This window comes from Paracoccus sp. BR5-17, assembly GCF_055693925.1.
In genome coordinates, this window is the sequence record NZ_JBVFUV010000003.1 from 914,968 (window position 1) to 934,261 (window position 19,294).

The window sequence follows — 19,294 nt, forward strand, 5'->3', positions numbered from 1 at the left end:
TGTCAGGTTCCGGGGCGGGCACGAACCGCCGCGGGGTCTAGTAGTCGCGTTCGAAATAGATGCCCAGCGTGCTGCCGCCCTCGGACCCGACCGAGCCGCGCGCGGTCAGGGAATCGGTGACGTCCAGGTTCAGGTTCAGCGTGCTTTGCCCATCCGCCCCCACCGAGACATCGGTATAGAGGTTGTCCGACAGATACTTGCCTGCCCGGACCTGCACGTTCCCGTCGTCGTCGGTCGCCAGATCCAAGTCGTCCAGCCCCACCTCGTTGCGCAGGGTGCCGATGATCCCCTCGCCGCCGCGGCCGGCCAGGACGGCGATGGCGTTGGCCAGCTGGGCCGCCTGCAGGGGGCTGATGTCGTTCAGCCCGCGTCCGAACAGCAGTTGCGACAGGACCTCCTCCTCGGGCAGGGGGGCGAGGATTCAAAGGTGATCTCGGGGTCGCGCACCTCGCCGTCGATGATGATGCGGGTGGTGATGCCGTCGTTGTCGGTCTGGGCCACCAGGCGGATCACCGGGATCAGGCTGCCCTGCAGTTCGACCAGCCCCTCGCTCAGGTCGAAGCGGCGGCCCAGCAGGTCCACCCGGCCCCGGATCAGTTCCAGAAAGCCGATCGGGATCGCGTTGCGCGTCGTGCCCTGGACCTGCAGCGACCCGCCCAGTTCCGCATCGACGCCGCGCCCGCGCACGAAGACCTGGTTCGGCGCGTTGATGACCAGATCCAGCCGCGGCGGGGCCGAGGGCGGTGTCGAGGGCGGCCCGGCCATGCCGGCCTCGCGCGCGGCCTCGCTGGGATAGCCCTCCAGCCCGGCCTTGGCGCGGGTGGAGCGGACCGGCCGCGTGTCGCCCACATGGTTGATGTCGGGGATCACCCCGGCGCCGCCGATCCCGGCCGAGGGGATGCGGATCTCGGTCTCGCCCAGGTTGATCGTCCCCGAGATCAGCGGGCCGTCGGCGTTGCGGCCGGACATGCGCAGGGTGCCGCTGATTTCGGTCTCGTACAGATTCGGGTCGCGCGCGATCACCCGGTCCAGAAGGATCGTCAGATCCAGCGTGCCCGCCTGCAGGTCGATGGGGCCGCTGACCCGCACGCTGCCGCCCGCATCGACATCGGCGCTGGCCTCCAGGCCGATTCGGCCGCCGGCAAGATCCGCCGTGGCGTCCACGTCCTCCAGCCGGATGCCGACGCCGGGATCGACGATGCGGCCATCGCTCAGCTGCACGCGGCCGCTGACCGACTGCAGCGATGGCGGGCCGTTCACGGTCAGGTCCAGCGACAGCGGCCCCTCGATGCTGCGGGTGCGGATGATGGGGTTGGCGATCGAGGCGTCGCTGCTGCCGGTGATCGCCAGGTTCATGGTCGAGAAATCCCGCGCCACGCTGCCCGAAGCCTGCAGCTGCGTGCTGCCCGGCGCCGTGGCGCCCAGATCCAGGACGAAGGACTGGCCCTCTTCGCGGATGGTGCCGGTGACGTCGACCGGGCCCGGAAACTCGGGCTGAATCAGGCCCAGGTCGGACAGCCGGGCGGTCAGGTTCATGCCGCTGGCGGTGTCCCCGTCGGCCTGGATCCGAAGCTGCGGGTTCTCGACGTCCAGCCGCTGCACCGAAATGCCCGCCGGCGCCTGCGTGGCCGCCAGGTCGAAGCGGGTCTGCCCGCGCAGCAGCGGGTCCAGCCGGGGCTGGCCCAGCGACAGCCCCGAGGCGGTGCCCGTCGCGGTGAGGCGGCGCGACGTGCCCTCCTGGACCAGCCGGGCCTCGGCTTCCAGCGCGCCGCTGATGCCGTTGCCCAGGAAACGCAGATCCTCGGCATCAAGCTGCGCCGTCACATCCGTCTGCCCGCCGCCGACAGTGCCGCTGGCCGAGACATCGAGGCGCGGGTTCTCGATCCGCGCCTGCTCGATCGCGAAGACGCCGCCGCGTTCGGTTCCCGTCACCGCCAGCCGCGTCTCGCCGGCCAGCGCGCCGTCCATCTGCGCCTGGCCGAAGGACAGATCCTGGCCGGTGCCGGTGACCTCCAGCCGGCGGCCGCCCTCGCCGGTCTCGCGCAGGCTGCCCGACACGTCCAGGGCGCCGCGCCAGCCGGGGCCGAAGGGCGCCAGCGACGCCACCCGGACCTGAGCCGCGATGTCGGTGACGCCGGGGCCATAGACCCCCTGCGCGGTGGCGTTGATCTGGTCGTTCACCAGATCCAGGTCGCGCAGGGTGATGGTGCCGTCCCGTTCCTCGGCCTGAAGCCGCAGGCGCGTGGTGCCGGTCATCGCGGCATCGGCGTTCTGGACGCCGAAGGACAGGTTCTCGCCCGATCCCGTCAGGTCGATGAAGCGGGTGCCGTCCTCCTCGGTCAGCCGGGCCATGGCGTCGAAGCCGCCGGTCCAGCCGGCGCGGATCGCCGACAGGTCGGGCACCGACAGATCCAGCGCCGCGTCAAGCGCGCCCGCGGCAAAGCTGCCCTGGCCTTCGGCGCGGATCTGCGGATTGGCAAGGCGGAACACCTCGACCGCGTAGCCCTGCGGCGTCTCCGCGGCCAGAACGGTCAGGGTGGTCTGGCCCTCGAGGGCGTTGTCCAGGGCCTCGATGCCGATGCGCAGGTCCTCGGCTTCGCCGCTGACGGTCAGTTGCCGCGAACCCGCGCCACCCGACAGCTTGGCCTCGGCCTGCAGCGCGCCCGAGAAATCGGGATCCGCGTCCTGCAGCGACGGCATGGACACCGTCGCGGTCACGTCGCTGGACAGGCTGTTGACATAGCCCTGCGCCCGGGCCGTCAGCCGCTGGGCATTGACCGAGAGATCCGAGATCTCGATCCCCGTCTCGTCGCGACGGGCGTCCAGGGTGATGGTGGACCGGCCCTCCAGCAGGCGGTCCAGTTGCGGCTGGTCCACCGCGATGTCGGTGCCCGTCACGCTGGCGTCGATGTCGAAGCTGCGGTTCAGGAAGCGGTAATAGCCGCTCAGGCTGGCATCCGCGCGGCCCTGCACGTCCCGCCCGGCCAGGGTCGAAAGGCGGGACAGGTCCTCGTGGCGCGCATCGGCATCGACCGACAGCACGAAGCCGCTGCGCAGGCCCGATAGCAGCACCAGCCCGTCCAGCCCGTAATCGGGACCGGTAATGGTCAGATCGGTGAATTCGACCACGTTGCCGGGGCTGAAGTCGAAGGTGGTGCTGCCGGTGATCTGCGGGCCGATGGCCTGTGCCAGGCCCGGATCGACAAAGACCATCTGCCGGGTGGCGAAGCGGATGGCGCCGCTGAGCGAGGCAAGGCTGCCCTGATCCAGCACCACCGCGCCCGACCCGTCCAGTTCCAGCGACCCGAGCCGCACATCGCCCAGATCCAGCGCGCCCACGCGCCCGGCCAGGGTCCATCCCTGCCCTTCGGCTGCGTCGTACAGCAGTTCCAGCCGTCCCGATTCCACCGTGGCGTCCTGCGCCACGAAGGGCAGCGCCACCGGCACCTGGTCGGCACCCGCATCCGATCCCAGCGCGATCAGCAGTTCGGCGTTCTGCGGCGCGCCCTGGGCGTTGACGGCCAGCGATCCGTCCAGCGACAGCGCCTCGGTCACAAGGTTCAGGGTGGGGATCTGCAGCCGCCCGTCCTCGCCCCGCCAGCCCTCGGCGCGAAGCTGGACCTGGTCGCCGAAGAAGCCGCGGTCCTGCGGCGGCAGCAGCGAGGCCACGTCGCCGCCCAGTTGCAGCGCGAAGCTGGTGCCGGGATTGCCCGCCGCATCCGGCGCCGGCGACGCGCTGACCCGGCCGGTGACGCGCGGCAGCCCGTCGGTCGCCAGGCGGATATCGACGCCGAAATCGCGGATCTGCCCCTCGCCGCGGATTTCCGCCACGACCGAAGGCTTGTCATAAAGGTCGATGAGGTTGACCAGCAGCCCGTTGGCGGCCTCCTCCAGCGTCAGGTTCACGCGCAGCACCTGCGTCTGGTTGGAAAAGCCCGCATCCAGGTTGAAGCTGCCGCGCGGCCCGTCCAGACGCTGGATCGCCAGTTGCGCTTGGCCCTCTCCGGCTTCCAGGCTCATGGCGCCGCTCAGCGAGATCGCGGCGGCCAGGCCGATCACCGGTTCGCCAAGCTCGACCCGCTCGGCCCGGATCTGGGCGATGTTGATCGCCACCGGCAGCTCTGGAAGCGCGAATTCGAATTCCGGCGCCTCGGCGGTCGGGGCCTGTTCCTCGCCCACCGGCAGGCGGGGCAGCAGGATCTCGCGCGCCGACATCTCGGCGATCTCGATGCGGCCGCGCAGCAGGGCCGAGCGGTTCCACTGGATCGCGCCGTCGTTCAGCGTCAGCCAGACGCCGTTGCGGTCCGCGATGGTGATGCGATCGAAGGTGGCGCGCGACGACAGCGCGCCCTCGAACCCGTCGATCACCACCTCGCGGCCCGCGCCCGACAGGCTGCGTTCCAGGATCCCGGTGAGGAACCCCCGGTCGTCGTCCTCTTGGCGGGCGATCTCGGCCAGGCCCTGCGCCATCACCCCCATCGGGAACAGGACGGCGAATAGGATCAGCCAGAGTGTGCGCATCAGCCCCGCCTTCATCAGAATGCCTGCCCCAGTCCAAGATACAGTTGCACGCCCTCGCCGGTGTCCCCGCCGGTCGGCCCGCCCACGTCGAAGCGCAGCGGCCCGATGGGCGTGGCGTAGCGAACGCCGATCCCCGCCCCCGAGTGCCAGTCGCTGCCGCCGTTCCAGCCGTCCTCCGCCCAGACCTGGCCGTAATCGGCAAAGGCCACAAGGCCGATCCTTCCGAGGACCTGCCAGCGGACCTCGGTCGACAGGATCGCGATGCTCATGCCGCCGGTCTTGATGGGCCCTTCGGGGCCGGTGATCTCCTCGACGCCCAGCGACTGATAGGGCTGGCCGCGCACGCTGCCGCCCCCGCCCGAGAAGAACAGATAGTTGCGCGGCGTGTCCTGGATCTCGCTTCCCAGGACGCTGCCCAGGCGGGCGCGGCCGGCCAGGGTGAAGCGGTCGTCGCGCCCCAGGGAATGGAAGGCGCGGCCCTCGCCCTGCAGCCGGATGCCCGAGCCGGTGCCGTCGAAGCCCTTGAAGGGGGTCGCCTCGCCCTGCAGGTAATAGCCGCGTCGGGCGTTGTTCTCGTCGTCGCGGGCGTCCCACATGACGCTGCTGGGCAGGGCCAGAACCTTGAAGTCGGTTTCCTGCCCGCCCTCGTCATAGACGCGCGAGAACTGGTACTGGACCGCGGTGTCGAAGGTGAAGCGGTCGCTGTAGATATAGTTGAAGCCCAGCCCGACGATGCCGATGTCCTCGTCATAATCCTCCTCGCGCATCCGCGAGAGGCTGGTCAGGACATAGGCGGTGGTGTCGGGGGTCAGGGTGGCGGGGCGGTCGATGCGCAGGGTGATGCGGTCGTCCCGGCCGCTGGTATCCGAGCCGATGTCCTTGACCTCGCCCTCGATCCGCAGGCGTTCGCCCCCGCCCAGCAGGTTGCGGTGCATCCAGTAGGCCGACAGCATGGCCCCGTCGGTAGAGGAAATCTCGAAGCCGGTGCCGATCCGGCGCGGCTTCTGTTCGACGACCGTCAGGTTGATGTCCATGCTGCCGTCGGGGTTCAGCGTCTCGGCCTCTTCCAGGGTGATGGCGGAAAAGACGCCCGACCGGCGCAGGCGCTCCCGGACGTCCTCGACCTCGTCAGGATCGAAGCGCTCGCCCTCGGGCAGGCCGGCGATCTTGTGCAGCCGGCGCGGGTTCAGGCGGTCGTAGCCGCGCATGTTCAGCCGCCCGAAGGTGACCGAGGGGCCGGGCGCCAGGTCGATCCGGCTGTCCACGCTGTTGGCATTGTGGTCGGCGACGATCTGCTGGCCACCCACCTCGGCCTTGGCGTGGCCCACCTCGCGCCAGCCCGTCACGCCGGCGCGGGCCGCGCCGCGGATCGTTCCGGTGCCCGCGATCTCTCCCTGCCGGTATTCCTCGGGCAGTTCGGTCCCCGGCGCCAGCGGCGCGATCGCCGCGCGCGAGAAGCGGAAGCGCGGCCCGGCCTGGACGCTGACGACCACCTGGCGCACGGTTTCGGGGGCGTCCAGGGGGGCGATCCCGGCCGCCTCGACCCCGTCGAGGGTGATGTTGATGACCGCCGAGTAATAGCCCCGCTCGTAAAGATCGCCCAGGATCCGGGCGTAATCGCTGCGCGCCGCGGCCAGCACGTCCTGGCCGGTGGTGCGGTTCTCGGACAGCGTGCTGGCGATCAGCGAGCCGTTGCGCAGCGGCTGTTCAAGGTCGTCGGCGCCCTGGATACGGAATTGCAGATCCACCGGGCCATCGTCCTGCCCGCCGCCGAACAGCCCCGAAAAGGGGTTCGACGACTGCGCCCAGGCCATGCCCCCCAGGCCCATCACGGTGGATGCCACAAGCGCCGCCCGAAGATATGCCCGCATCGTCCCGCCCCGTGTGTTCTTGCTTTGCGCCCATATGAACAGGACGCCCTGCCGAATCCAAGCGATTCATCCGCAGGACGGCCGACGGCCGACGGGTTTCCGCCGGCCTTGTTGCCGTCAGGACAGCGCCGCCAGGCAGCCCTGCAGCGCCGCCATGTCGTCGCGGATCAGGAAGATCGGCGTGTTTTCGGGGATGTGGCGCATATAGGGCTCGGCCAGGAAGGACGGCTCGAACCGTGCCATCCGGTCCGAGATGCTGCGCCCGACGCTGCCCGCCAGGAACATCCCCTCCATCGGCATGAAGCGCAGCGCCAGTTCCCGGCAGAGAAGGCCGACCAGGTCGGTGAACAGGTCATAGGTGGCATTGGCGACCGGTTCGCCCGCATCCGCCGCGCGGTCGATCTGTTCCCCCGGCACCGGCACCGTGCCGGTCAGCGCCGCGTGCAGGCGCGACAGCCCGCGCCCCGCGAAGGCCTCCTCGGTCGAGACGAAGCCCTTGATCGCCTCGGGTCCCACGGCGTTGAGCAGGCGCAGATAGATGTTGGCGGGCAGATTGGTATGGCCTTCCTCGGCCTCGAGCGCGGTGATCGCCCCGCCCGGCAGGCGGCGGACGGCGCAGACGTTGAAGCCGGTGCCCAGGTTCACGACCAGCGACTGGCCATTGCGCGGACGGTCGGGCGGCGCGCTGCGCAGGGTGGCCAGCCCGTCGCCCGACAGCACCGGCGTGGCATAGCCCATCGCGGTCAGGTCGTTGATGAGCCGGACGTGATCGGCGTCGGTCAGGCGGGCCAGCCCTTCTTCAGAAAAGTCCCAGGGGCGGTTGGTCAGCCGCGCCCGGCCGTTGCTGACCGGACCCGCCACCGCCACGCAGACCGCGCTGATGCGCGGCTGGTCCTGTTCCTGCAGGAACAGGCGCACCACCTCGTCGAAGCTGTCGTGGTCGTCGCCCCGGAACCGCGTCACCGACTGCGGGTCGATGATGCCGTTTCGTGCCAGGGCAAGACGGGCGTTCGTGCCCCCTACATCGCCCAGTAGTATCGCCATTCGGGGACCGTCCTTCCTGTCGCCTCAGCCGCTTACAACGCGGCAGAATTGCCGGTTTCGCGCAGCGGCGCAACGCCGGCCGGCGGCAAATATGGGAACCCTTGCCCCGGCCGGACGTTTTTCCCCAGCAAACACACCAGAAAGGCCCCGCCATGTCCCCCATCGCAACCCGCATCGTCCGCCTGGGATTGGCTGGCAGCGTCGCGGCGCTGATGGCCATGCCAGCCGTTTCCGCGACCCGCCCCGACCAGCCGGTGCAGGCCTGGTCCGCCATGGCCGGCGTCGATGCCGCCACCCTGCTGGAACAGGCCGAGGATCTGCCCACCTCGGACATGGCGGTGGGCGACCAACCCTATTGCGCCCCGGACGCCGAGATCGGGCAGACCCTGCGCCACGACTTCAACGAGGCCCCGGTCCAGGGCGACGGCCATGCCGCGACCGAGCTTTGGGCCTCCGCGCAGATGGGCACTTGGACCCTGGTGGCGCCGCGCGGCGACGACACAAGCTGCATCATCGCCTCGGGCATCGGCTATGACCAGGCCCGCGACGTCGATATCTATTACCAGACTGCCGGGCTGCGCTGACCGCGCCGGGCCCACCCGGGCGCGGCGTCCCTTCCGGTTCAGACCACCATCGCCTTCATCGCCGCCACATGGGCGGGGTCCGCGGACAGGGCGTCGGCCGCCAGCGCCCGGGCGGCGCCTGCCAGATCCGCGGTTGGGATGATGCGGTCGATCAGACCCCAGGCCAGCGCCTCGGGCGCGTCGATCCGCTGGCCGGCCATCAGGATCATCTTGGCCCGCGCCGGCCCCACCAGCCGCGACAGGCGCGGCGGATCGGAAGGCTGCGGCAAAAAGCCCAGCCGCATTACCGGATAGAAGAACCGGGCCTCGGGGACGGCGATGCGCAGATCGCAGGCCAATGCCATGCCGAAGGCGCCCCCTGCCAGCGTGCCGTTCAGCGCCGCGATGGTCAGGCAGGGCAGCGCGGCGATAAGGCCCGACAGCCGCTCCCATTGCGGCGACAGCGCCAGCCCGGCGCGGGCCTGTTCCAGATCGGCCCCGGCGGAAAAGACCCGGCCCGTCCCGGTCAGCACCGCCGCCCGGCAGCCGGATGCCCCGACGCGGTCGAAGGCTGCGGCCAGATCATCCAGCATCTCGGCCGTCAGGGAATTGGCCTTGGCGGGCCGGTCGATGGTGACGGTGGCAAGACCGTCCTCGATCACAAGATGGATCACGCGATTGCTCCCTTGGAGTCCGGGGGACACTGTGCCACAAATCCCACAAGCAACGTTTTTCCGAAAGGTCTTCGGCATGGTCCGCCCCCTTGCAACCTCTGCCCTGGCGCTGATTCTTGGCGCGGGTCCCATCCTGGCGGACGTCACGCCCGCCCAGGTCTGGGAGAACCTGCAGAACTCCAGCGCCAATTACGGCTATCAGGTGACCGGAACGGTCGAGGACGCGGGCGGCACGCTGACCGTCACCGACGCCGTCTTTTCAAGAACCGGCGAGGGCGGCAACAGCACCCTGACCGTGCCCCAGATGACCTTCCAGCAGACCGGCGACGCCAAGGTCCGCGTGGTGATCGAGGGCGACGTGGCGGTGGACAGCCGCTTCAGCGTCCCCGCCCCCGCCGAACCCGAGGCGACCGCCGAAGGCGCTGAGCCCGCGCCCCAGGCGGCGCCCGAGGCCGCGCCCGACGCGCCGGGCACCGAAGCCGAGGGTGCCGAAGCCCAGGGCGCCGAAGCCCTCGAGATGGTCGAGATGACCATGACCGGCACGATCAGCGCGCCCGGCAACGAGACGGTCGTCTCGGGCACGCCCGAGGAGATGCTGTACGAATATCGCTATCCGACGCTGGCCTTCGACTTCACCCTGCCCACCGAACCCGGCCGGGACACGACGATTCCGGTGACCGGGACGATCACCGACCTGACCGGCTCGCAGCGCAGCGTCCCGGCGGGGGACGGGGTTCAGGCGACCTACGACATGAAGGCTGCCCGGGCCGAGATGCAGGTCGCGGCCACCATGCCCGGCGACCAGACCGGCGCCGGCGGCGGCACCATGAACTTCCAAGTGGCGATGACCGATCTGGCCGGCCAGGGCACCGGCACCACGCCGGGCCAGCCCTTCGACCTGGGCACTCAGATGACCGAGGCCCTGGCCGCGGGCCTGAACCTGGACAGCGCGCTGACCTTCCAGAGCCTGGAGGGCAGCTTCGATCTGGCCGGCAAGGACGACAGCGGCGAGGACCAGACCGCCAAAGGCAGCTTCGCGACCGGCGCCAGCGACCTGTCCTTCAGCCTGTCGGAACAGGGCATGGCCTACAAGGCCGGCAGCGCGGACGCCAAGGCCGAAGTCGCCCTGGGCAGCCTTCCCTTCCCGATCAGCTATGGGGTCGAGCGGATCTCGGCCGACATGCTGATCCCGGTGGCCCGCGGCGAGGCGCCGCAGCCCTTCAACTTTGCCTACGCCCTGCAGGGCCTGACCTTCGGCGAGGGGGTCTGGAACCTGTTCGACCCGCAGAACCAGCTGCCGCGCGAACCGGCCAGCCTGACCGTCGATCTTTCCGGCGACGTGATCCTGAACCAGAACCTGTTCGATCCCGCCCAGCCCTCGGTGCAGACGGATGCGAACGGGATGCCCATGGCGGAAAACCCGCTGGTTCCGGACACGCTGACCGTGAACCGGGTGGCGCTTGACGCGGTGGGCGCCAAGGCGGACATCACCGGCACCCTGGAGTTCGGGGACAACCCCGACCAGCCGGTGGGCACGCTGAACGGCACCTTCGAAGGCATCAACGGGCTGATGGACAAGGTCGTGGCCATGGGCCTTGTCCCCGAACAGCAGGCGATGGGCTTGCGGATGATGCTGGCGATGTTCGCCCAGCCCGACCAGGACAACCCCGACCGGCTGACCACGGAAATCGAGTTCCGCGAAGGCGGCCGGATCTTCGCCAACGGCCAGCAGATTCGATAGACAGGGCCGAAACGGCCTTGGCCGGGGCCGCGGTCCCGGCCTTTTTCGTTCGCAGCAAGGAGAGCAGCCGATGTCACCCGTGGATTTGCAGTCGCTGGCCGAACAGCTGGTCGATGCGGCGCGGCGGGCGGGGGCGGATGCGGCCGATGCTCTGACCAGCAGCGGCCAGTCGATCAGCATCGACATGCGCGGCGGCACGCTGGAACAGGCCGACCGGGCCGAAGGCGTCGAGATCGGGCTGCGCGTGCTGGTCGGCGGCCGGCAAGCCTGCGTCTCGGCGTCCGATCACAGCCCCGCCACCATCGCCGAGATGGCCGAACGCGCCGTCGCCATGGCGCGCGAGGCGCCCGTGGACGACAGCCTGGGCCTTGCCGATCCCGGCCAGCTTGCCCGGCAGCGCGACGCCCGGGGGTTGCAGATCGCCGACGACCGGCCGGACCCTTCGCCCGATCACCTTCAGGATCTGGCGCTGCGGGCCGAGGCTGCGGCGCGCGACATGCCCGGCATCAGCCAGGTCGAATCCGCCAATGCCGGGTTCAGCCGCCGTTTCCTGTGGCTTGCGGCCTCGAACGGGTTTTCGGGCGGCTACGGCCGCACCACCCATGCCGTCTCCGCCGTCGCCATCACCGGCGAAGGTCTGGGGATGGAACGCGACTATGCGGGCGAATCCCGCGTCTGGGCCGAGGATCTGCCCGCCCCCGAGGACATCGGCCGGCTGGCCGCCGAACGGACGCTGGCGCGGGCCGGATCCAGAAAGCCGCCCACTGGCGCCTTCCCGATCCTCTATGACCGGCGCGTGTCATCGTCCCTGATCGGCCATCTGCTGTCGGCGGTCAACGGCAGCGCCGTCGCGCGCGGCGCGAGCTGGCTGCGCAAGGACCTGCGCCAGCCCGTCCTGCCCGAGGGCTTCGACCTCATCGAGGATCCGCTGCGCCCGCGCTATCCCTCGTCCCGGCCCTTCGATGCCGAGGGGCTGGCCACGCGCGCGCGCCGGATCGTCGAAGGCGGCGTGCTGCAAGGCTGGACGCTGGATCTGGCGACGGGGCGAAAGCTGGGGATGGACAGCACCGCATCCGCCGCGCGGGGCATGTCCTCGGCCCCCTCGCCCACCAACAGCAACGTCATGCTGACGCAGGGCCGGGCCACCCAGGACGACCTGATCGCCGAGATGGGGACCGGGCTGGTTGTGACCTCGATGCTGGGCGCCTCGATCAACGGGACGACCGGGGATTATTCCCGCGGCGCGGCGGGCTTCTGGGTCGAAGGTGGCAGGATCGCCTATCCGGTCAATGAATGCACCATCGCCGGCAATCTGCGGGACATGCTGATGACGCTGCAGGCCGCGGACGACGCCCTGCCCTGGCGGGCGCTTGAGGTGCCAAGCCTTCTGGTGCGGGGAATGACCGTTGCCGGCGCTTGAGGAGGATCTGGCCCTGCTGGCCCAGGCCGCGCGGCGGGTGGGGCCGATCGCCCTGTCCTTCTGGAAGGCGGATCCGAAGTCCTGGGACAAGCCCGACGACGCCGGCCCGGTGACCGAGGCCGACCTGGCCGTGAACGACGCGCTGCAGGGGACGCTGATGGCGGCGCGGCCGGACTATGGCTGGCTGTCCGAGGAAAGCGAGGCCGACGCGTCCCGGCTGGACGCCCGGCGCTGCTTCATCATCGACCCCATCGACGGCACCCGCGCCTTCATCGCCGGGCAGGCGGGCTTTGCCCATTCGCTGGCGGTGGCCGAGGGCGACCGGATCATCGCCGCGGTGGTGCATCTGCCCGCGATGGACCTGACCTTCACCGCCCATGCCGATGGTCCCGCCCTGCTGAACGGCCGCCCGCTGCGGCCCAGCGCGGCGGGGATCGGCGGGGCGCGGGTGCTGACCTACAAATCAGCGACCGATCCCGAACACTGGAAAGCCGGCCGGGTGCCACCCTTCCGCCGCGAATTCCGTCCCTCGCTGGCCTGGCGGCTGTGCCTGGTGGCCGAGGGACGCTTCGATGCGGCGCTGTCGGTGCGCCATGTCTGGGAATGGGATATCGCTGCCGGCAGCCTGATCGCCGAACGCGCGGGCGCAATTTCCACCGATCGGCACGGGCAGCCGATGCGCTTCAACAGCCCCCGCGCCATGATCGACGGCATGGTGGTCGCCGGACCGCGGCTTCACGGGGAACTGCGCGCCGCGATGGCCTAGACGGGGACGTGCCGGATCGCCTGCGATCCGCGCTGTCCCCCCATCCGCCGGGTCCGTTTCCCCTCAGAACAGCGGATCCGCGGCGAAGGGATCGGCGGGGGCGGTGGTGGCGATGGTGCGGCCCGGGCCGGAGAGGGTGGCGATCTGCCGCGCCAGCAGCGCGATGGCCGAGGAGGCCGCCGCCGCCGATGCCGCAGGGCCGGTGCTGCCCATCGGCACCGAGATGTCGAAGCTGCGGACGTGATTGGCCGCGCCGCTGCCTTCGTCGGCCACGAAATATCGGCCCTGCAGGCGGTAGATGCCGTCGGCCTGGGCCAGGGCCCTTTCGACGCGAACCTCCAGCACCCGTTGCGGCGGCTCGGCCAGGGGCCAGGGTTCGCCGATGACGGTCGCGCCCGAGGCATCGGAAATCGCCCGGGCCAGCGACAGGGTGAAGGCCCGCTGCGGGTTGTCGGCCCAGACGTTGTCGGGGGTCGAACGCACCGCGCCATCCGCGGTCTGGAACGACACCTCTTGCCCCGAGGCATATTCCGGCAGCGACACGTCCTTGAGTTCCGCGCTGCCCAGGCGGTTGGGCACCTGTCCGCCGATGGCCGGCGGGTCGATGATGTAGCGCGCGGTATCCTCGGGGTCGGAACAGGCGGACAGTCCCAGAAGGCCAAGGCAGGCAAGCGCAAGGGGCAGGCTGTGGTTCATGTCATCGTCCCAGGATGAAGGCGCGGGGGTTGCGTTCGATCAGGCGGGCCAGCGATCCGAAGGCCTCGGTGGCGCGGCGCAGTTCGCGCAGCATGTTCACCGCCTCGGTGTTGAAGGCGGACCGTTCGCCATAGGAGGCCAGCACCGAATCCGCCCGCGCCGCGGTGGCTTCCAGCCGCTCGATCAGCTGCGGCAGCCGCTGGACCGAGGCGGCGATCTCGTCCGCGGCGGTGCTGGCGCTGTCGAGGGCGTCGTTCAGGCTGCCGGCCGCGCCGCCGTCGCGCAGGTCGTTCAGCAGGCCCGATGCCGCTTCCAGCGTGTCCGACAGGTTGCGCGGCAGTTCCTCGGCATCCTCGCTGCCCAGCATGGCGCGCAGGTCGGCCAGGATGCCTTCGGCCTGGGCGCTGATCTCGGCGAATTCGAAGTCCTCGACCGCGGCGGCGGCGGCGTCGATCTGGTCCACCATGTCGGGCACGTCGGCCGCGGCCAGCCGCACGGCCTCGGCGGCGGCGGCGGCCTCCTCGACCAGGCGGGCCAGGTTCTCGGCCGCGCCGCCTTCGCGCAGGTCGCGGGCCATGCCGCCGACGTCGGTGGCGGCCGAGCGGGCCTGATCCAGCGTCTGGCGCAGGCTTTCGGGGATCGCGCGGGTGTCTTCGGAACTGGCGATGGCGGTGATGCTGTTCATCATGTCGGTCGCCGACCTCAGCACCTCCTCAAGCGGCAGGGCGCCGATGCGTGACAGGAAGCCCTGGGCGCTTGCGCTGAAATCGTCCAGATCGCCGGCCACCGACGGAATGATGGGGTGCGGTTCGGCCGTGGTGTCGATGGCGGCGGAGCCCGCCCCGGGAATTTCGACCAGTTCCACCATCAGCGACGTCCCCAGGAAGCCCGCGCTGGCCACCCGTGCGCGCAGCCCGTCGGCCACGGCCTGCTGCATGAAGGCAAGCGCGTCATCGGGCGTCGCGTCGGCGGACAGACCCAGCCGCGCCGGCGAGATCGCCAGCGTGACGATCTGGCGGATGTTGCCGGTGGATTCGTCCAGCGATACGCCCAGATCCGTGACCTGGCCGACGCGCAGGCCCTGGAACTGCACATCCGCGCCCTTTTCCAGCCCGCGCAGCGAATCGTCGATCAGCATGGAAAGGCGCAGCGGCTCGGTGTTCTCGCTGGCCAGAAGGTCGTTGCGGGCGGCATCCTCGTCCGGTTGCAAGGTATAGACATGGCCCGGTTCCACGGGGCTGCCGCCGCTGACCAGGGTATCGAAGGCCACCCCCTGCAGGACCGAGGACAGGGAATTCACGTTCAGGGACACCCCCGAGGCATCCAGCGACAGCGAAAACCCCGAGGTGTTCCAGAACACGGTCGAGGTGGTCAGCCGGCTGTCATGGGGGGCTTCGATGAAGGCATCGGCAACGACCCGATCCTGGTCCTGGTCCAGGCGGATATTGTCCATCTGCCCGACCCGGACGCCGCGATACAGGACCGGCGCGCCTTCGGCGATGCCGTCGGCATTGTCCATCGCCAGCGTGACCAGCGTTCCCGGCGTGTCCTCGCGGATCAGCGGGGCGCTTTCCTGGCCGATGAAGTGGGTCTGCGGGACGCTCACCTCGGCATCCCAGTAGCCTTCGATGAAGGCGCCGGTCAGGACCGTGTCCAGGCGCGTCACCCCCTGGGCGGTCACCTGCGGACGCACGATCCAGAACGAGGCCTCGGAATCGATGTAGGGGGCCACATCCTTGTCCACGCGGACGCTGACGACCACCCGCGACAGATCCGGGGTGAAGCTGACCGCGTCCACCTGCCCCACGGTGATCTCGCGGAAGCGCAGGGTGGTCTCGCCGGGTGTCACCCCGGTCGCATCGGCGAATTCGACCTCGATCACCGCGCCCCGGTCGGAATAGGCGTTCCAGGCGATCCCCAGCGTCACGATCAGGGCGATGATGGGGACAAGCCAGATCACGTTGATCCCGGCCTGGGCGGCGCGCGCGGCGGTCTTGCGCACGGGGCTTGCCGGCTTCGGCGGCGGCGGCGTGTCGGTCATCGCGATGTCAGTCCTGCCCCTCGGTCCCTGTCCGGCTTCGCAGCGGCAGGCCGCGCCAGATCAGTCTTGGATCAAAGCTTTGCGCGGAAAGCATGGTGAAGGCAACCGACAGGGCAAAGGAAACCGCGGCGGGTCCGGGATGGATCGAGGCGACGAAGCCCAACTGCACAAGCGCCGACAGGATCGCCACCACGAAGACGTCGATCATCGACCAGCGGCCGATGAATTCCACCACCTCGTAGATCCTGAGCCGCGTATGGGCCTGTTCCACGGTGGCCGGGCTGCCCGCGACCGTGGCCAGCCAGGCGATCGCCAGGAACTTGGCGATCGGCACGACCACCGAGGCCACGAAGACGATGATGGCGATGTCGTAGTTGCCATAGTGCACCAGTTCGACCACGCCCTCGAGGATCGTCGCCTCGGTGGTGCCCTGAAGGCCCGCGAAGGTCTGGGTGCGCATCATCGGAAACAGGTTGGCGGGGATGTACATGATCAGCCCGGCCAGCCACCAGGCCCAGACCTTCTGCAGGCCGCGCCGGTCGGGCGGAACCAGATCCGCGCCGCAGCGGTCGCAGGTCTCGCGATCCTCGGGCCAGACGCGGCCGCAGGACCGGCACCCCACAAGTCCCGCGCGATGGGCGGTCAGGACCGGCGCATCGGATGTGTCCAGGCTCACGAGGCGCGGCCCTGAACCAGTTCGCGGCCGCCGGTGGGCTGTCCCGCATCCTCGAGCGCGTCCCAGATGGTCGTCTGGCACATGAACCCGCGCGCCGCCAGGTTGACCAGGATCAGCGCGCAGAAGGCCCAGAAGGCCGGCCCCAGATGGACCGTGGCCAGGCCCGCGACCTTGACCAGGGCGACGGCGGTGCCGATCACGAAGATTTCGGCCATGGACCAGGGCCGTATCAGTTCGGACCAGCGGAAGGCCCGGGCCGCATGGCGGAAGGGCGGCCGCCCCTGGGCCAGCGGCACCAGCGTATAGACCAGCAGGAAGGCCCGCAGCAGCGGCAGGCCCACGATCATCACCATCACCGCCAGAACCAGGGGCAGCAGCACCCCGTCGGCGAAGGCCATTCCCACCCCGAACAGCGAGGTCGCGTTGCCGAACCCCATGCGCGAGATCTCCAGGAACGGAAAGAAGATCGCCCCCATCATCAGCACGACCGTGGTGAAGGACAGCGCGATCAACTGGACGAAGGCGCCGCCGCGCGGCTTGGCCAGAACCCCGCCGCAGCGCACGCAGCGCGCCGTTTCCCCCGGTTCCAGTTCCTCCTCGACATGCAGCGCGTCGCAGCGCGGACAGGCCAGAAGCCCCCGGCCGGTGGTCAGGTCATAGGTGTCGGGCGCGTTCATGCCTGACAAGATAATGTCGCGCCCTTCCCGTGCAAGCATTCAGTGCCGCGCCCCCGCCCGCGCCGCCGAGGTCAGCACGACATTGCGGCCCTCGGTCGTGCTGTTCTGGGTCTCGACCGCGAACTCCAGGCGCAGCACGAAGCTGTTGTCCTGGACGCCGGTGGTGGCCTTGCCGTCCAGTTGCGTCGTGAAGGCCTCGATCAGCTGGCCGCCCAGGCCGGTGCCGCTGGAAGTTGCGGCCTGGTTGATCGAGTTGGCGATCTCCAGAACCGCGTACCCCGGCCGCGGGGCGGTCAGGCTGATCCTGACCCAGGCGCTGCCCTGCCCGGCCGGCGTCTCCGAATATTTCAGGGCGTTCGTGAAGGCCTCGGTCGCCAGCAGCGACAGCGGCACCGCCTGATCGGGAAGCAGCACCAGCGTGTCGATGTTCATGTCGATCCGCAGGTTGCTGCCGGGCGGGACCGAGGCGCTGACCATCTGGTTGACGATGTCGCGGATCAGCTGGCCCGCCTCGACCGCGTCCAGATGCTCGGCCTGGTAGAGGTTGCGGTAGATGGTCGCCAGGGCCGCCACCCGGTCCTGCACCGAACGCAGGACGCGCCGGGCATCGGGGTCGTCGATCACGCGGCTTTGCATGTTGATGATCGAGGCGATCAGCTGAAGGTTGTTCTTGACCCGGTGATGAACCTCTTTCAGCAGGACGGTCTTCTCGGCCACCGCTTCCTCCATCTGCTCCTCGTCGCGGATCAGGATGCGGGCCATGTTGTGAAAGGTCTGGCTGACGTCGCAGATCTCGGTCGGGGCGTCGGTCAGGACCGGGGGCGGCTCGGACCGGTTGCCGATCGCGAAGCGGCGCATCTGGCTGCGCAGCACGCTGATGTGGCGCAAGACCATGCGGAAGACCGCGAAATAGGCCACCGCCAGCGAAACCAGCCACAGGGCCATCGGGATCGTCACAGCCCCCAGCCGGGAGATCTGGAACAGACCGACGCTGGCCGTCTGGGGCGACCAGCTGCCGAGGGCATAGACCAGGCCGGGGATCGCCGGGACCACCGTGAACATGCGGGTCTGGCCGTTGCCGGCATGGGCCTTGAAGGTCGTGTCCGACCGCGACATGAGGCCCGTCAGGCTCATGTCACGCGGCAGGATGTCGTGGACCGAGGTTTCGGCGTCGCTGTCCGAGGTGAGGACTTGGCCCTTGTGGTTGAAGGTCACGATCCGCGCCCCTTCGGTGCCGAAGGCCAGGTTGTGGGTCGATCGCAGCAGTTCGGTCGTCAGGGACAGGCTGATGAAGCCCAGCATCTCGCGGTTGCGGTACAGGGGCTGCATGACCATGACGACCGGCTGCCCCGTCACCGTTCCCCGGGGAACCGAACTGACCAGCGTTCCCGGCTGCGCCATGAATTCCCGGAAGGTTTCGGTCCCGCTGAAATCCACCGGCTCGGGGCGCCCCGACGAGTTGCAGGTGCTGATCCCGTCCACGGGGATGAAGCCCGCGAACACATAGGTGGCGCTTCGCTGGATGAAATTGCGCATGAGCAGCGCGCAAGCCTGGGGACGATCCAGCGACCCCAGAACGGTGGGGCCAAGGGCATCGGCGGACCCGAGCGCGCTTTGCAGCAGCGCCCGTTCCCCCGCCGCCGCCGACGAGGTGCGCCCCAGCAGGGCAAGCTCGACCCCGCGCTCGGCCTCTCGGACCAGGTTGAAGTTCTGGATCAGCGAGATCAGGCCCAGGGGAAGGATCGCCACCGATAGCAGGGCGCCCAGCCGGAAGCCCAGCTTGCGCATGAAACCCAGCCGGTCGCTGATCCGCCGGAGCACCGGCCCGCCCTAACGGGCGATGGTGTGGCTGGATGCCATGACGGCCAAGGTCGCCTGATCGGTCATGTCCAGATCCTCACCATTCTCCATGTGCAGCAGTTCTGCCAGCTTGCGGCGGCCGCGATTGGCGCGCGACTTGACGGTGCCGATCGCCACGCCCGTCATCTCGGCCGCCTCTTCGTAGGAAAACCCGGATGCACCGACAAGGATAAGCGCCTCGCGCTGTTCATCGGGCAGTTGCTGGAAGGCCACGCGGAAATCCTTGAGCGCCAGCCGGCCGTCATGGTCGGGCCGGGTCGCCTGCCGGGCCGCGTGGATGCCGTCGGTGTCGCTGACCTCGCGCTTGGTCTTGCGGCGGGCCGAATAGAAGGTGTTGCGCAGGATCGTGAACAGCCAGGCGCGCAGGTTGGTTCCCGCCTGAAACTTGTCCATGTTGGTCCAGGCCTTGACGATGGTGTCCTGCACCAGATCGTCCGCCGCCGCCCCTTCGCGTGTCAGTGACAGGGCAAAGGCACGCAGGGCAGGCAGGTGATCCACCAACTGGTCGCGCGGGTCCGTCGTCGCCGAAGTCTTCATGCTGTTACCGTCCACCGTCGCAGGTCGTCGCCAATCGAAAACAGGTCACTTCTGTTCGCGCAGTTTATCGAGAAGGGCGAGAAGGCGATCGGGAATCTGTTCGTTTTTGTCCTGTTCGAAGGCGCGACGTAAATTCTCGTCTATCTGCTTCTCGACCGCCGCCTTGCGATGGTCATCCCGCTTCGGTGTCATGTCTTAGTTGGTCCC

General features: G+C 69.4%; 14 protein-coding genes and 1 pseudogene. 4 read left to right on the forward strand and 11 right to left on the reverse strand.

Going from position 1 to position 19,294, the window contains the following annotated elements; translation table 11 throughout:
- Positions 1–37: 37 nt before the first annotated feature.
- The 3 genes and pseudogenes from ACZ1HC_RS05890 to ACZ1HC_RS05900 all read right to left on the reverse strand — a co-directional run bounded on the left by ACZ1HC_RS05890 (position 38) and on the right by ACZ1HC_RS05900 (position 7,436).
- Positions 38–4,536, reverse strand: a pseudogene (locus tag ACZ1HC_RS05890) (translocation/assembly module TamB domain-containing protein).
- The gene (locus ACZ1HC_RS05895; RefSeq protein WP_472699153.1) at positions 4,536–6,392 is read right to left on the reverse strand and encodes an autotransporter assembly complex protein TamA; all 1,857 of its coding nucleotides are present in this window, start codon (positions 6,390–6,392) and stop codon (positions 4,536–4,538) included. The pseudogene ACZ1HC_RS05890 and the gene ACZ1HC_RS05895 overlap by 1 nt, the downstream one beginning before the upstream one ends.
- A 117-nt stretch (positions 6,393–6,509) precedes the next feature.
- The gene (locus tag ACZ1HC_RS05900) at positions 6,510–7,436 is read right to left on the reverse strand and encodes a glucokinase (RefSeq protein WP_472699154.1); all 927 of its coding nucleotides are present in this window, start codon (positions 7,434–7,436) and stop codon (positions 6,510–6,512) included.
- 152 nt (positions 7,437–7,588) lie between these two features.
- Between ACZ1HC_RS05900 and ACZ1HC_RS05905 the strand changes: the two genes are divergently transcribed.
- Positions 7,589–8,020, forward strand: a complete 432-nt coding sequence (locus ACZ1HC_RS05905; RefSeq protein ID WP_472699155.1) for a hypothetical protein — start codon at positions 7,589–7,591, stop codon at positions 8,018–8,020.
- Between the two features lie 38 nt (positions 8,021–8,058).
- On the opposite strand, the gene ACZ1HC_RS05910 is transcribed toward ACZ1HC_RS05905, so the two are convergent.
- On the reverse strand, positions 8,059–8,673 hold the full coding sequence (locus tag ACZ1HC_RS05910; protein ID WP_472699156.1) for an enoyl-CoA hydratase/isomerase family protein: 615 nt from the start codon (positions 8,671–8,673) through the stop codon (positions 8,059–8,061).
- A gap of 76 nt (positions 8,674–8,749) precedes the next feature.
- Between ACZ1HC_RS05910 and ACZ1HC_RS05915 the strand changes: the two genes are divergently transcribed.
- The 3 genes from ACZ1HC_RS05915 to ACZ1HC_RS05925 all read left to right on the forward strand — a co-directional run bounded on the left by ACZ1HC_RS05915 (position 8,750) and on the right by ACZ1HC_RS05925 (position 12,600).
- Complete coding sequence (locus ACZ1HC_RS05915; RefSeq protein ID WP_472699157.1) at positions 8,750–10,414, forward strand: DUF2125 domain-containing protein; 1,665 nt, start codon at positions 8,750–8,752, stop codon at positions 10,412–10,414.
- A gap of 70 nt (positions 10,415–10,484) precedes the next feature.
- Positions 10,485–11,834, forward strand: coding sequence for a TldD/PmbA family protein (locus ACZ1HC_RS05920; RefSeq protein WP_472699158.1), 1,350 nt, complete (start codon positions 10,485–10,487; stop codon positions 11,832–11,834).
- Entirely contained in the window at positions 11,821–12,600 is a 780-nt protein-coding gene (locus tag ACZ1HC_RS05925; RefSeq protein ID WP_472699159.1) for an inositol monophosphatase family protein, read from the forward strand. Before ACZ1HC_RS05920 ends, ACZ1HC_RS05925 begins: the two co-directional genes overlap by 14 nt.
- Before the next feature lie 63 nt (positions 12,601–12,663).
- Here ACZ1HC_RS05925 and ACZ1HC_RS05930 read toward each other — a convergent pair whose 3' ends face one another.
- From ACZ1HC_RS05930 to ACZ1HC_RS05960, 7 genes are read right to left on the reverse strand one after another with little or no spacing between them, the layout of a single operon-like run.
- Positions 12,664–13,296: a PqiC family protein gene (locus ACZ1HC_RS05930; RefSeq protein WP_472699160.1), complete on the reverse strand. Its 633-nt coding sequence runs from the start codon at positions 13,294–13,296 to the stop codon at positions 12,664–12,666.
- Between the two features lies 1 nt (position 13,297).
- Positions 13,298–15,337 carry a PqiB family protein gene (locus ACZ1HC_RS05935; protein ID WP_472699161.1) on the reverse strand — a complete coding sequence of 680 codons (2,040 nt, stop codon included), beginning with the start codon at positions 15,335–15,337 and terminating at the stop codon, positions 13,298–13,300.
- 7 nt (positions 15,338–15,344) lie between these two features.
- Positions 15,345–16,007, reverse strand: a complete 663-nt coding sequence (locus ACZ1HC_RS05940; protein WP_472700791.1) for a paraquat-inducible protein A — start codon at positions 16,005–16,007, stop codon at positions 15,345–15,347.
- Between the two features lie 2 nt (positions 16,008–16,009).
- Positions 16,010–16,690 (reverse strand): paraquat-inducible protein A, encoded by a 681-nt coding sequence (locus ACZ1HC_RS05945; protein ID WP_472700792.1) that lies wholly within the window; start codon positions 16,688–16,690, stop codon positions 16,010–16,012.
- Positions 16,691–16,729: 39 nt separating this feature from the next.
- The gene (locus tag ACZ1HC_RS05950) at positions 16,730–18,511 is read right to left on the reverse strand and encodes a histidine kinase dimerization/phosphoacceptor domain -containing protein (protein WP_472699162.1); all 1,782 of its coding nucleotides are present in this window, start codon (positions 18,509–18,511) and stop codon (positions 16,730–16,732) included.
- Between the two features lie 9 nt (positions 18,512–18,520).
- On the reverse strand, positions 18,521–19,087 hold the full coding sequence (locus ACZ1HC_RS05955; protein WP_472699163.1) for an RNA polymerase sigma factor: 567 nt from the start codon (positions 19,085–19,087) through the stop codon (positions 18,521–18,523).
- Between the two features lie 45 nt (positions 19,088–19,132).
- On the reverse strand, positions 19,133–19,279 hold the full coding sequence (locus ACZ1HC_RS05960; RefSeq protein ID WP_472699164.1) for a NepR family anti-sigma factor: 147 nt from the start codon (positions 19,277–19,279) through the stop codon (positions 19,133–19,135).
- Positions 19,280–19,294: the final 15 nt, after the last annotated feature.